Here is a 14,639-nt window from a genome sequence, read left to right as displayed (position 1 = left end):
ATTTTGTGGTGTTATATTATATCACAACATAATAACCACGAACCAATATATCCATGACAAAGTTAACATTAATCTCCTCTGCTATTTTTTCTGTTTTATGTTCTCAATCAGCTTTGGCTGCAACCGTTACTGGTAAAGTAATGGATGATAAAAATCAACCAATTAAAAATGCCTCTATCCATGTCCATGGCAAAAACCAAAGCGTTAAAAGTAATGATTTAGGCGAGTTTGCTATCGATATAGATGCAAACAGCCAATTACATATTAGTAAAGACAACTACATAGACTCTCGTATTACTGTTACCGAATCTTCAAATAATCTGTCTGTGTCACTTAAACCAACATCGGTTGAAACAGTGGTTGTTTATGCCTCTGCACTTCATAAGAACAGCCTAGAAATGATATCGCCAGTAAGCGTGCTCTCAGGTGATGAATTAAGAAATAAATCTAAACCAACACTTGGAGAAACTCTTAAAGGTTTACCAGGCGTAAATGCAAGTTACTTTGGCCCTGTATCATCAAGCCCAATTATTCGTGGTTTAGATGGCCCTCGCGTTAAAATCACACAAAATGGATTAGATGCCAGCGATGCGTCGCGTATTGGCCCAGACCACGCGACATCAAGCGACAGCCTAGCGGCAGAACAAATTGAAGTGTTGCGCGGTCCAAGTACCCTACTTTATGGCTCTGGTGCAATTGGTGGCGTTGTAAACGTGGTTGATAACCGTATTCCTACTAGCAACATCGACGAGCTTACAGGCGCTGCTGAATACAGCAACGATACGGTGTCAAATTCAAACACCGTAGCTGCAAAACTTGAAACAGGTAATGAAGGCTTTAACTTTCATTTTGATGGTACTAAGCGCAGCGGCGATGATTACCAAACACCTACCTTTACTATTGCCGACGATGATGGCGATGTTGAAACTGAAAGATCGGTAGAAAATACTTTTATTGATAGCGAAACACTTAACTTTGGTACCAGCTATGTTGGCGATCACTTAACGATTGGTTTTTCTTACGGTAGCATTGATACTGATTACGGTATTCCTGGGCATGAGCATCATCACGATCACGAAGGTGAAACTGAAGAAGAGCATGCAGAACATGAAGATGAAGCTGCTGAAGAACCAGTTTATGCACATTTAGAGCAAGATCGCTGGCAAGGGCTTGTAAGTTACGCACTGCATAATAACTGGATTGAAACCATCAATCTACGTGTTGGCTATACTGATTACTTGCACAGCGAAATTGAAGATGGCGAAATTGGTACTACTTTTAAAAATAAAACGACTGAAGCACGTTTAAATGTAGAGCATAAGTTTGCTGATTGGCACGGAATGATGGGCTATCACTACAGCGATTCTGACTACGATGCAATTGGTGAAGAAGCATTTACACCCGCGAGTGTAACTACAACTAACGCATTATATTTACTAGAAGAGCGTGAATTTGGCGACGTGACAATAGAGCTTGGTGCACGTGTAGAAGATTACAAAATTGAAAGCCAAATCACGGCACACGAACATAGCCACGATGAAGTAGAAATAGATCATAGCGACGAAGAGACCATTGGGTATAATGAAAGCTTTACCAATTTAAGCGCCTCTGCCGGTGCCATTTGGCAATACAGGCCGGGTCATAGTATTGCAACAAGTATTTCTCATTCAGAACGAGCACCACTTTCGGCAGAGCTTTTATCAAACGGTTTACACATTGCAACTGGCACTTATGAGCTAGGTCTTGGTTACAGCATTGAAGATAATGAAGCGCATTTTGAGCCTGAAAATATTAAGCAAGAAACCTCAACAAACCTAGATTTGAGCTTTAGACGTTTTAGCGGAGACTTTGGTTACACCGTTAACTTTTTCTATAACGATATTAAAAACTTTTATTTCCAAGAAAATACGGGTTTAGTTTACGATGAAGAAGATGGTTTAGAATCAGCTATTGGTGCACATGACGATGCTGTTGCGGTTTATCAGTTTACAAGTAAAGACGCAGAGCTTTATGGAATTGAATTTGACGCACATTACCAAGTAGCCCCAAGCGCTATGGTTAAAGTATTTGGTGACTCAACTCGTGCAAAACTAAAAGACGACGAAGGCAACTTACCGCGTATTCCTGCCAATAAATTAGGCTCTGAGTTACAGTACGATTTAGGTGACTTACAATTAACATTGACGGGTACTCATTACTTTGATCAAAACGATGTAACTGCATTTGAAACAAAAACGGACGGCTATACGTTATTTGATGCACAAGCTAATTACCAATTAGGTTTAGGCGGTGTAGATGCACAGCTGTATATAAACGTGGATAACATTACTGATGAGTTAGGCTTTGTGCATAGCTCATTTATTAAAGATAAAGCCCCACTACCAGGCAGAAACTTCCGCTTTGGTGTTCGTGGTTATTTTTAATAATTAAAGATAGTTTTTAGTTTATATATTTACAAACCGCATTTTATTAATGCGGTTTTTTTATTTTTAAAATATATAATATCAATACGCAATAATACTTAATCGATTTGAAGGATCAAACCTGACGCTAACTGCGTTAAGAATTTCTGATATACGACTGCATGGATGCAGGAGGTAGAGCAATGCAAGAGCAATTAGTGATAACAACTAAACAACGAAATTTTCACCTTGTTATCGACACAATTTTCTTAGCGAAAAACAGATAACTTAATTAAGAGAATTGGTATAAAACTCTTAAATTACAAACACAAAAAAGCCGTATTCAAATTGAATACGGCTTTTTACACTTTTAAATTAAAATTTATTTAATTTAATTTAAGAAATGATTTCGTGTAGCTCAACGTCAAATACAAGCGTTGAGAAAGGTGCGATTGCAGCACCTGCGCCACGTTCACCATAAGCAAGCTCATGAGGAACGTAGATACGCCATTTAGTACCTACAGGCATCATTTGTAATGCTTCAGTCCAGCCTTTGATCACGCCACCAACTGGAAATTCAGCTGGTTGACCGCGCTCGTATGAGCTATCAAACACAGTACCGTTAATAAGTGTACCGTGGTAATCAACACGTACTGTAGACTCAGCTGTTGGCTTTTCGCCTTCGCCAGTTGCTAGTACTTCGTATTGAAGACCAGACTCAGTTACTGTGATTTCAGGACGTTTTGCGTTTTCTTCTAAGAATGAAATACCTTCTGCAGAAAGTACTTTAGACTCTTCTTCACGACGAGCTTGAATCTCTTCGTTGATTTTTTCAAATGCAGCTTGGATCTCAGGGATCTCAACTTGAAATGCGCTACCAGCGTACGCATCTTTCATGCCTTCAAATACTGAATTTAGGTTTAAGCCTTCAAAAGGATTAGACTTAAGTTGCTCACCCATTTGTAAGCCAATACCGTAACTTGCTTTTTCAGCATCTGTAGTAAAATTATCTGACATAATGTGTTTTTCACGTTTTGTTAGTTAAAAGACGCGACTATGCTATCACAAAATAAACCGCGTTTGGGGCTAGTTTTTGCTGAGTTTTAGCTTAATTAGGCCAACAATATAACTACAAAGCGGCAAACTGAATAAAATTCCAACAAGTAGAGGCATTGTTAGTAATCCTGATTCGCCAAACAGTAAAAATGGCACTACAAGCAGCCCTATACAACCAATAAAAACAGAGCCAATAACTGGCCAATGCTTATCGTATTTGGTAATAAGATGGGCAGCTAAAACATTAAAACCAACACCATAAATTAAACCGGTAATTAATGGATACTCTGGTTGAGCGTCTATAGCCATTTTTACTAATAAGCTAATAGCACTTTGATAGCAGTAACCAAATACCGTCCATAATAAAAGATGTTTTATTAATTTCTGCGAGGTTGGTAGGTTTGTTGCTTTAGTCATTTAGAAACTCCACAAAGCAAAAAACCGCCCATAAGGCGGTTTTTTTAAATAATGGTGGAGAGATAGGGATTTGAACCCTAGATGGGCTATAAACCCATGCCGGTTTTCAAGACCGGTGCATTCGACCACTCTGCCATCTCTCCGCACGGCGCGAATAATATGGCTAAATACATAACTTGTAAAGAGCTAAATAGAAATTAATATAAAATATTAACATATTGGATAAAATAGACCCACTTTGTTCTTTTGTTAAGCTCTTCACTTTAATAAAAGTGTAGTTAATGGACTAAAGTTAAACACATTAATAATATTGTTTAGGTCTACGTGCAATCCAAGAGCAGATTAAACAAGCCAATATACTCAGTGCAGTAAAGGTAACGCCTTGAAAAATTAAATCGAATCGATTTAAATCATCACTTGGTACTACAACAAACATAAAAGCTGGTAGCACACTAAGCGATAAAACGTAGCAACATACTTTAAATGCACGCCCAAAGTCGAAACGTTTGGACTGGTGCATCCACCATGTTAACAACACAAGCATACCCATCGCTGAACCGGCTATAAAGTGTGATGCATTTGTGCTCATTGCAACATACAGTGTTACAAAAGCACCAATGATTCCCCAAATTGACCATGCTAGCCAATTCTCTTTTTCACGTAAAAATAAATTTCCCATAGTTTTCGTCTTCTTTATCGTTATTTTTATTAAGACTTTCCATAATGTATCAAAAAACAACCGATTAAAAAACAAACTGAAGAAGATTTAGTAAATTTAGTGCTTCCAAGCGCTTCTTACAGCCAAGTCATTAACTTTTAAATAATACTCTTTGTAACCTTAATGAATTATGACTACGTAAGTTGCGCAAAGTTCATACTATTTCACAAATTACTAAAATAGTGTTCCGGCTTATGGCGAGGCGACTTTTTACAATCGACTTCGGGTGTACCTATATATAAATACCCTACTATTTCATCTTGCTCATGTAAGTTAAGCGCTTTTTTAACCGCGCTACTTTGAGCAAAGTAGCCTGTGCGCCAAACACCGCCTAACCCTTGGGCAAATGCAGCTTGTTGCATCGCTAATACACTACAGCCTGCGCTTTGTACTTGTTCTATTCTAGGAACTTTTGGGTGTTCTTGATATTTAGCAATTGCTATTACAATCATAGGCGCACGAAGGGGAAGCTCTTTAGCACGGTTAATTACTTTTTCTTCTTGTTGCTCTGCCACTGCACTTTGATGGTAAATTTCACCCAGTTTATTGCGTGCATCACCTTGAGCAACAATGAACTGCCACGGTGCTATACAGCCATGATCAGGAACACGTAATGCTGCTTGCTTAATTATGTCGAGCTGCTCAGGCGTAGGGCCCGGCTCTGTTAGTTTAGAGTCTGATTGGCGGGTAAGTAAAAGCTCGATAGCGTTCATAACGATTCCTCAAAATTCAAAACGCTAGAGTAACATTTAAACCCTTAAAAAATAAATACCGAGAAATTAAAATGCAAAACGGCCGCAAAGGGTCAACTATGCGGCCGTTAGTAAAGCAGATTAAATACGTTATTCTTTTACAATATTTCGCCTTAACCAGTAATCTATACTAACAAAACGCCCACCGCCCATAAAAAACAAACTAAGAAGCATAGCAAAATAAATTGCCGAAAATTCTATACCGTTATTTAAAATAGACGGCTTGCCCTTTTCGTATAGATAATCAGGAAACCCGTGTTCTTCAACTAAGCCACGAATTTTACCTATTCGGTCTTGTACTTCTAGTGAGTTTTCAAGGCTTTCTTTAGCGCCCGGAATTGATAACCAATCGAGCACTTGCGCAGCACTTGTTTCTGGGTTAGTTGGTGCTATTGCAAACCAACCATTATGCCAATGCACTGAGGTTGCAGCGACAACCATTGTGAACATAAGTGGGATACTGACCAAGCGAGTTAAAAGGCCAAGTAATAAAAACCAACCTCCTAAAAATTCACTCCAACCAGCTAAAAAGGCTAGTAAGTCAGGAAACGGTAATCCTAAACCCCATTCATTATTACCAAACCATTGAACTACATCTGGAGATGCTAAAAAATTATCAAAGAAACCTTCTGTCTCACCGCTTATAGCAAGTTTGTTATAACCTGCAATGATCATAACAGGGGCTAAAATCAAGCGAAATAGCAATGCAGGTAAACCATCTAAAAATGATAGTTTACCCAATATTGCATCATAAAGATTGGTTAGTTTATTCATGCGTATCCTGTGTGTTCACTGTTTATTAAGTTATAGACTATAAACAGCAAAGACCGCATGAATTGATAAACTATTTCAATTTATTTACAAAGGTTAAATACTTCTAGCGACCTGAAGTGCTTCAAAAATAGCGCGTTTAGCATCAATAGCTGCAGCTAGTTTAGCTCCGCCTATAACATGTACCTTTGCGTTATCTGTGTAATTTTCTAGCACTTCGTTGTTAGAAACCTGGCCAATACAGGCAATAACAGTGTCTACTGGCAGTACTTGAGTTTCACCAGCAACATTAATAGTTAGTCCGCTTTTATCAAAGCTTTGGTATTGGCAATCAGCAATTTGCTTAACGCCATGCTGCTTAGCAACTTGGCGATGTATCCAACCCGTTGTTTTACCAAGCTCGCTACCAAAACGACCCGCACTGCGTTTTAACATATACAATTGACGTTCGTCTTTATGAGGTTGGGCTTCACACTCAATCCCCCATTGCGTTTTAAACTCGCTAATAGTTTGCGATTTATGTTCGCTTAAAAACGCAACCATATCAAAACCTATACCACCGGCACCTAAAATAGCAATTGATTTACCCAGCTCTACTTCGCCGCGTATAACTTCGTCATAAGCAAATACACGCTTATCATCGCTACACTTAATAGAGGCTTCACGCGGCCTAACGCCAGTTGCGAATACGATGTCATCATAGCTTTTAAGCATTGAATCGTCATAAGCTTTACCAAGCTCTACAGTTACTTTTAATCGCTCTAGTTCATTAGTGAAGTAAGTAAGAGTATGGTTAAAGTCTTCTTTACCTGGTATTTGCATGGCTAAATTAAATTGGCCACCCATTTGCGATTTTTGATCAATTAACGTGACGTTATGCCCTTTTTGAGCCAAGTAACAACTTGCCGATAAACCAGCAGGGCCTGCGCCGACTACTAATACATTTTTAGCTTTGGTTGCTTGTTCTAACGGATAATCTAGCTCAAATGCAGCTTGTGGATTAACTAAACACGTAGCACGTTTATTTTTAAATACGTGATCTAGACAACCTTGGTTACACCCTATACAAATATTAATTTGCTTAGATTGATTCTTTGCGTATTTATTAAAAAACTCTGGATCGGCAAGTAGCGGCCTTGCCATCGAAATTAAATCAGCCTCGCCTGCATTTAAAATATCGTTAGCAATTTCTGGAGTATTAATTCGGTTAACAGCAATAACTGGCACGCTCACCACGTCTTTTAAACGTTTTGATGCTTCTTTAAATGCACCTGGCGGCACCATACTCGCAATAGTCGGTACACGCGCTTCGTGCCAACCAATACCTGTGTTAAAAATATCAACGCCCGCTTTTTCAAGCTCGGTAGCTTGTATGACAACTTCCTCTGGTGTTGAACCGTTTGGGATTAAATCAATGACCGACAATCTAAAAATGATTAAGAATTGCTCAGATACTTTTGCTCTTACAGCTTTAACTATTTCAAGCGCAAGTCGCATTCTATTTTCTAGGCTGCCACCAAATTCATCTTCACGTTTATTGGTGTGCGGCGCCATAAACTCATTAATCAAATACCCTTCAGAACCCATAACTTCAACGCCATCGTAGCCGGCTTTTTCAGCCATATAGGCAGAGTGCGCAAAGTCTTTAATTGTTTTTTTAATCGAGCCAAGCGACATCGCTTTAGGTTTATAAGGATTAATAGGTGCTTTTATTGCACTTGGTGCTTGATTGAATGGATGGTACGCATAACGTCCAGCGTGTAATAATTGCAAACAAATTTTTCCGCCGTGTTTATGCACAGCATCTGTGTAAGCGCGGTGCTTAAATACATCGTAATAACTATTAAATGAAGATGAAATAGGTGTTAATTTGCCACGTAAATTAGGGCTGTATCCGCCCGTAATTAACATTGCAGTGCCGCCTTTTGCACGTGCTTCGTAAAATGCACGTAAGCGTTTGCGGTTATGCCATCCCTCTTCAAGGCCTGTATGCATTGAGCCCATCACTAAGCGGTTACGTAATTGTGTGTGTTTTAATTGTAATTGTTGTTCTAACATCTTGTGCCCCGTTAACTGGTCTAACCTGTATACATTAGCTAATTCTGCTTTAATGGCAAGTAATAAGCAATATGTGCCTTCATTTAATTAAAAAAAGCCATAAAAACATGTATTAATAGCACCTCATAAACACTTCGTTACGATTTAGCAGTTAAATTTATTTTTATTCTAGGCTAAGATGGAACTAATGTATTAACTGTACCAAATTAAGGAGCTATTTTGATAGCAAAGGTATTTAAAGGTATTTGGGCTGGAATTAACTTTTCTCGTCGTTTAATACTCAACATTCTGTTTTTATTACTGGTAATTGTTTTCTTAGTGTCACTCTCAAGTGACGACGATAAAATAATAGTTGAAAATGGCTCTGTGCTTAGGCTTAACCTAAATGGCCCTATTGTTGAAGAAAAAACATACATAGATCCGGTCGAAGCTGCAATTAGTGATGCTACTTCTGGTTCTGAAGCGCCAAGCGAAATATTACTCGACGATATTGTTGAAGTAATAAACGAAGCGACTAAAGACGATCGCATTACGGTGATGCTGCTTGATTTACAAGAAATGCCTAAAGCGCATTTAAACAAACTTAAGCAAATTACCAATGCTATTGATGCATTTAAACAAGCTGGCAAAAAAGTGATTGCATCGGGTTATTACTATACCCAAGCACAATACTATATTGCATCACATGCTGATGAAATAGCTATGCACCCATACGGTAGCGTAGGTATTGAAGGTTACGGCATGTATCCGCTTTACTTTAAAGATGCACTTGAAAAGCTTGAAGTAACGCAGCATATTTTCCGTGTTGGTACATTTAAGTCAGCAGTAGAACCTTTCATTCGTAACGACATGTCTGAAGCAGCCAAAGAAGCTAACCGTGTTTGGTTAGGCGCTCTTTGGAGCGAATACAAACAAGATGTTGCTGCGGTTCGCCCATTTGATGAGTCAAATTTCGACGAGACAATGGACGTATACCTTGAAAAAATGAAAGCTGCAGATGGCGATGCAGGTAAATATGCACTTGACCACCAGTGGGTTGATTCTTTAAAAACAAATCAACAAGTTCGCAAACAATTAATTGATTTAGTTGGCGCACAAGAAGATGGCAAAACATTTAAGCAAGTTTCATTTCGTGAATACTTAAGCTTGGTTAAACCACCGATTGAATTTGATAACCCTATTACCGAAAAAGTCGCCGTTGTAGTTGCTAAAGGTACAATTGTTGATGGTGAGCGTAAAGCTGGCGAAATTGGTGGCGACTCTACAGCAGCCCTACTTCGTAAAGCACGCCTTGATGACAAAGTTAAAGCGGTTGTACTGCGCATTGATTCAGGTGGCGGTAGTATGTTTGCCTCTGAAGTTATTCGTGCAGAAGTATTAGCGCTTAAAGCTGCTGGAAAGCCTGTTATTGCCTCTATGAGCTCTGTGGCTGCATCGGGTGGTTATTGGATTGCTTCTGCTGCAAACGAAATTTGGGCAGCACCAAGTACTATTACAGGCTCGATTGGGGTGTTTGGTACGTTTATGACATTTGAAAAAACCTTATCTAAAATTGGTGTTTATTCAGATGGCGTTGCAACAACCGAAATGGCTGGTTTTTCTATCACTCGTCCCCTAAACGAAAAAATGGGTCAAGTAATTCAGATGAGCGTTGAAGAAGCATACGGTCGCTTTTTGAATGTTGTCGCTGATGCCCGTAATATGACGCCTGAGCAAGTTGATAAAATTGCCCAAGGCCGCGTATGGATTGCATCTCAAGCACTTGAACTAGGTTTAGTAGACAAACTTGGTGATAAACAAGATGCTATAAAAGCAGCAGCAGCACTTGCAAAACTTAATCATTATGAAGTTAAAACCATTAAACAAGATTTAAGCTCGCAAGAAAAAATGATTCAAAACATTTTTGGTAACGCGTCTATTAAATCGATGCTTGGTTTACAAACACAAAAAACATCTGTGTTAGCAACGCAAGCTAACTTGCAAAGCGTTATTAACCAATTAAGTACTGAAGTTGAAAACCTTAAAGATTACAACGATCCACAAGGTGTATATGCACGCTGTTTAGTGTGTAACGTTGCACAATAAAAGTGCATAGCTTTACCTAATCAGCTGTATTTAAAGTTACTTAACGTTATACTAAGCCCAGTTTTTTTACTGGGCTTTTTTTATGAAACGTAAACGCATTTATATCGCTTATACTGGCGGTACTATAGGTATGAAAAAATCGAGTCGAGGTTATATTCCTGCTGAAGGTTTTTTAACAGAAACCGTAGTGAACAACGCAGAGTTTAACCGTGATGAAATGCCTTTGTTTGATATTCACGAATACTGCCCTCTTATAGATTCTTCAGATATGTCTCCTGAGCATTGGCAACTTATTGCTGATGACATTAAAGATAAATACCAAGATTATGATGGTTTTGTTGTGCTTCATGGCACCGATACAATGGCGTATACAGCCTCAGCACTATCGTTTATGTTCGAAAACCTAACTAAACCTGTGATTGTAACTGGCTCACAAATTCCGCTTTCTCAATTACGCTCAGATGGTCAAGTAAACCTTCTGAATGCAATGTATTTAGCGGCAAATTATCCAATTGCAGAAGTAAGTCTATTTTTTAATAACCAACTGTTTAGAGGTAACAGAGCAACTAAAGCCCACGCCGATGGATTTAATGCATTTGCGTCGCCTAATCTTGATCCTCTCGCGTTATCGGGTATTAGTATTCAACTTATTAAAGGCCAACTTAGTCCTTATGTTGAAAATGAGCTGCAAGTTACCCCTATTACACCTCAACCCATTGGTGTGCTTTATTTATACCCTGGTATTAGTCAAGAAGTGGTTAAAAGCTTAGTTAATGGCAATATTAAAGCCTTGGTGTTGCTTAGTTTTGGTGTAGGTAATGCACCGCAAGATCCTAACTTTTTATCAATACTTGAAGAAGCAAGTAAACGTGGCGTCGTTATTGTTAATTTAACCCAGTGCTTAAAAGGCCATGTAAATATGGGCGGCTATGCAACGGGTAATGCACTGTTAAATATTGGTGTTATTAGTGGATACGATATGACCCTTGAAGCGTGTTTAACTAAATTACATTATTTATTTAGCCAAAAGCTAGAAGTAGAGACGATTCGTCATTTAATGCAAGACAATTTACGTGGTGAATTAAGCCGTTAAATCTCACAGCGCCTAAAATACAAAAGGCACGCTAAATAGCGTGCCTTTATCGTTTTAAACAACTGTTTATTACCTAACTTTAGCGTCGATATCTACTAAGTCAGTTAAATGGCATGTTTCACCGCTATGGGTTTTAACGCCGTGCTCACCAAAGTAATCACGCTGGGCTTGAACTAAATGCCCATTACTCGGTGTGGTTAATGTTGCTAAATACGTTTGTGTAGCACCCAATACAGGGAATGCTAAACCAGTCATTATTGCTTGGCCGGTAATTTTGCGCAAAGAGTTAGACTCTTTCTCAAGGGTATCAATAAATTCAACACCTTGTGCAACGCTATCAAGGTAGTCAGCACGAATAATACAACCAGCACGCCACGTTTGAAGCGTTTTAGATAAATCAACTTTCCACTGATGAGTACGTGATGCACCTTTAATTAACGCTAAACCTTGGCGATACGCTAGTAAGCTTGCAAGTAAGAACGCTTCTTTTAGCTCTTCTAAATCAATTTCAACATTGTTAGTTGGTTTAGATGCATACGTCATCTCTTGTGCAGCCGTTGTATTACATGCATTAGTTAAATGACGAGCTTGTACAGCAGCAACAAGTGAAGGAACTGCAATACCAAGTTCTAGTGCATTTTGCGCAGTCCAAAGACCAGTACCTTTAGCGCCAACTTTATTATCAATTAAGTCCGCAAGCGGTACATTATTATGATTTTCAAGTGACAATATGTGGCTAGAAATAGACAGTAAGTAGCTATTTAATTGACCTTCTGACCAGTCATTAAATATCTCAGCCACTTCTTTTGGAGAACGATTAGTGCCTAAACGAAGTAATTGGTACACTTCTGCAATAAGTTGCATAAGTGCGTATTCAATACCGTTGTGAACCATTTTTACAAAATGACCACTTGCTGATTGACCAACACGTGCAAAACACGAGTCGCCATTATAGCTAGCAGCTACTTTTTCAAACCATGGCTCAATACGTTCCCAACCACCCTCAGAACCACTTGCCATCATTGCAGGACCATGGCGAGCGCCTTCTGCACCGCCAGAAATTCCCATAGTGGCAAATTCAAATTTATTTTGGTATTTAAGTTTACGCGTTATACCGTCTTTATAATTACTATTACCGCAATCGACAATCATATCGTCACAGTTAACGCCGGCCTCTACAAGTTCATTACAAACTGTATCAACTAACTCACCAGCAGGAACAAGTAATAAAATAGAACGAGGTGCCTCTAAACGCCTTACCATGTCTCTTAAATCAGAGACAATGTGAAGCCTATCAGCCATGCCTTGAGATTTAGCACAACTTAGTAACTCTTCACCCGCATGTGGGTTTTTGTCATAAGCGACTAGCGTTATCCCTTTTTCAATCAAGTTTAGGGCAAGATTTTTTCCCATAACGCCTAACCCTACTAATGCAACTTGCATCTAGTGTCCTCCTCGGTAACAACTATTTGGTTAGAAAATTCAGTGTATAAATTAAATAATACCGCGTGCATTATACTCATACAGTCATAAAATACTAATTATGAGTCAATACAACATGCTTTTTTATTACAGATAAATAAGCTACGTAATTATATCAAACATCAATGGTCTCGGGGTGACTAAAAGCAAAGCTAATTGAAATTAAGATCATTGACGCATTCTGACACCGGTGTCATAATGATGACACAATAGTTTTGTATAAAATAGTGGCAAACCTTTGAAGTTTGCACATAACTAAAATATTTTATTCTAATATAGATATTTTAAGTCAACAAAATAACGTCAACATGCTTTCACCAAGCAAACAGGAGAAATTGATGCTAAGACGCACGAAAATAGTCGCTACCCTTGGACCTGCTACCGATAGAGATAACAACTTAGAAAAAATTATTATCGCTGGGGCTAATGTAGTACGTTTAAACTTCTCACATGGTGTTGCCCAAGATCATAAAGACCGTGCACAAGCTGTACGCGATATTGCAAAAAGATTAGGCAAGCATATTGCTATCCTTGCTGACCTTCAAGGCCCTAAAATCCGCGTTTCTACTTTTAAAGAAGGTAAAGTAACGCTTGCTGTGGGTGCAAAATTTACCCTTGATGCAAAAATGGAAAAAGGCGAAGGCGACATAAACTCCGTAGGTATTGATTATAAAGAATTACCTAACGATGTAAGCCCTAACGATTTACTACTTCTAAATGACGGCCTTATTCAATTAAGTGTTGATGAAGTAGCTGGGCATTTAGTGCATTGTACAGTTACTGTTGGCGGTGTTTTATCTAACAATAAAGGTATTAACCGTTTAGGTGGTGGCTTAACTGCTCCAGCATTTACTGAAAAAGACAAAGAAGATTTAATAACTGCCGCTGAAATTGACGTAGATTACATTGCCGTATCATTCCCACGTAGTGGCGACGATATGCGCTACGTACGCTCACTTGCTGAAGCTGCTGGTTCAAAAGCACAGTTACTTGCTAAAATTGAACGTGCTGAAGCCGTTGAAACCCAAGAAGCTGTTGATGACATCATTTTGGCGTCTGACGCTGTAATGGTTGCTCGTGGTGATTTAGGTGTTGAAATTGGTGATGCTGCTCTTATGGGCAAGCAAAAACTAATTATTCGTCGTGCTCGTTCATTAAACCGTACTGTAGTAACAGCAACGCAAATGATGGAATCGATGATTGATAACCCTATGCCTACACGTGCAGAAGTTATGGATGTTGCAAATGCTGTTCTTGATGGAACAGATGCTGTAATGCTTTCAGCTGAAACAGCTGCAGGTGATTATCCTGAAGAAACAGTTGCGACTATGGCACGCGTTTGTTTAGGTGCTGAATCGCAAAAAGAAACGCACGTTTCTAAACACCGTTTAGATAGTCGCTTTTCTAACAATGCTGAATCAATTGCGCTTTCTGCTATGTATGCAGCTAATCACTTAGATTCTGTTAAAGCAATTATCACACTTACTGAATCTGGTAGTACGGCTAAATTAATGTCGCGTATCAGCTCAGGCTTACCAATCTACTCGCTTTCACGTCATGCGAGTACATTAGGTCAAACAGCACTTTATCGTGGTGTTTACCCAGTATTTTTTGATTCTACAAAAACTGAAAAAGACGGTATGGTAAAAGCCGCGCTTGATACTTTAGTTTCTCAAGGGTCTTTACAGTCTGGCGATACAGTAATTATTACTCACGGTGACTCAATGGAAACTGTGGGCGCAACTAACACAATGAAAATTGTAACTGTTGCATAATTAAACGCCGAATATAAAAAATGCGAGCTT

The 14,639-nt window shown here is 38.9% G+C and carries 11 protein-coding genes and 1 tRNA gene; 4 read left to right on the top strand and 8 right to left on the bottom strand.

All coding sequences use genetic code 11. The features are described from left to right. Nucleotides 1-53: 53 nt before the first annotated feature. Nucleotides 54-2,423: a TonB-dependent receptor gene (locus I6E85_RS05710; protein ID WP_024590140.1), complete on the top strand. Its 2,370-nt coding sequence runs from the start codon at nt 54-56 to the stop codon at nt 2,421-2,423. Nucleotides 2,424-2,798: 375 nt separating this feature from the next. On the opposite strand, the gene I6E85_RS05705 is transcribed toward I6E85_RS05710, so the two are convergent. From I6E85_RS05705 to I6E85_RS05675, 7 genes are all read right to left on the bottom strand, one after another. Next, nucleotides 2,799-3,419 (bottom strand): FKBP-type peptidyl-prolyl cis-trans isomerase, encoded by a 621-nt coding sequence (locus tag I6E85_RS05705; protein ID WP_007586200.1) that lies wholly within the window; start codon nt 3,417-3,419, stop codon nt 2,799-2,801. Between the two features lie 69 nt (nt 3,420-3,488). After that, the gene (locus I6E85_RS05700; RefSeq protein ID WP_024590139.1) at nt 3,489-3,875 is read right to left on the bottom strand and encodes a hypothetical protein; all 387 of its coding nucleotides are present in this window, start codon (nt 3,873-3,875) and stop codon (nt 3,489-3,491) included. 52 nt (nt 3,876-3,927) lie between these two features. Beyond that, a tRNA-Ser gene (locus I6E85_RS05695) sits at nt 3,928-4,018 on the bottom strand. A 158-nt stretch (nt 4,019-4,176) separates the two neighbouring features. After that, nucleotides 4,177-4,554, bottom strand: a complete 378-nt coding sequence (locus tag I6E85_RS05690) for a hypothetical protein (RefSeq protein ID WP_007582705.1) — start codon at nt 4,552-4,554, stop codon at nt 4,177-4,179. 203 nt (nt 4,555-4,757) lie between these two features. Beyond that, nucleotides 4,758-5,306: an NAD(P)H nitroreductase gene (locus I6E85_RS05685; RefSeq protein WP_024590138.1), complete on the bottom strand. Its 549-nt coding sequence runs from the start codon at nt 5,304-5,306 to the stop codon at nt 4,758-4,760. 129 nt (nt 5,307-5,435) lie between these two features. Then, complete coding sequence (locus I6E85_RS05680) at nt 5,436-6,119, bottom strand: DoxX family protein (protein ID WP_007582701.1); 684 nt, start codon at nt 6,117-6,119, stop codon at nt 5,436-5,438. A gap of 93 nt (nt 6,120-6,212) precedes the next feature. Next, a complete protein-coding gene (locus tag I6E85_RS05675; RefSeq protein ID WP_024590137.1) occupies nt 6,213-8,174 on the bottom strand; it encodes an FAD-dependent oxidoreductase in 1,962 nt (653 codons plus the stop codon). A gap of 219 nt (nt 8,175-8,393) precedes the next feature. Between I6E85_RS05675 and sppA the strand changes: the two genes are divergently transcribed. Further along, the gene (gene sppA / locus I6E85_RS05670; protein ID WP_024590136.1) at nt 8,394-10,259 is read left to right on the top strand and encodes a signal peptide peptidase SppA; all 1,866 of its coding nucleotides are present in this window, start codon (nt 8,394-8,396) and stop codon (nt 10,257-10,259) included. 82 nt (nt 10,260-10,341) lie between these two features. After that, the gene (gene ansA / locus I6E85_RS05665; protein WP_007582693.1) at nt 10,342-11,352 is read left to right on the top strand and encodes an asparaginase; all 1,011 of its coding nucleotides are present in this window, start codon (nt 10,342-10,344) and stop codon (nt 11,350-11,352) included. Nucleotides 11,353-11,421: 69 nt separating this feature from the next. Here the strand turns inward: ansA and gndA are convergent, their stop codons facing one another. After that, nucleotides 11,422-12,795, bottom strand: a complete 1,374-nt coding sequence (gene gndA, locus I6E85_RS05660) for an NADP-dependent phosphogluconate dehydrogenase (protein ID WP_024590135.1) — start codon at nt 12,793-12,795, stop codon at nt 11,422-11,424. Nucleotides 12,796-13,172: 377 nt separating this feature from the next. On the opposite strand from gndA, the gene pyk reads away from it, so the two are divergent. Then, a complete protein-coding gene (gene pyk, locus I6E85_RS05655; protein ID WP_007582689.1) occupies nt 13,173-14,609 on the top strand; it encodes a pyruvate kinase in 1,437 nt (478 codons plus the stop codon). Nucleotides 14,610-14,639 lie beyond the last annotated feature (30 nt).

The organism is Pseudoalteromonas sp. NZS71 (genome assembly GCF_015864715.1).
Classification (GTDB): Bacteria; Pseudomonadota; Gammaproteobacteria; order Enterobacterales; family Alteromonadaceae; genus Pseudoalteromonas; species Pseudoalteromonas arctica.
This window is presented reverse-complemented; position numbering and strand designations above follow the sequence as displayed.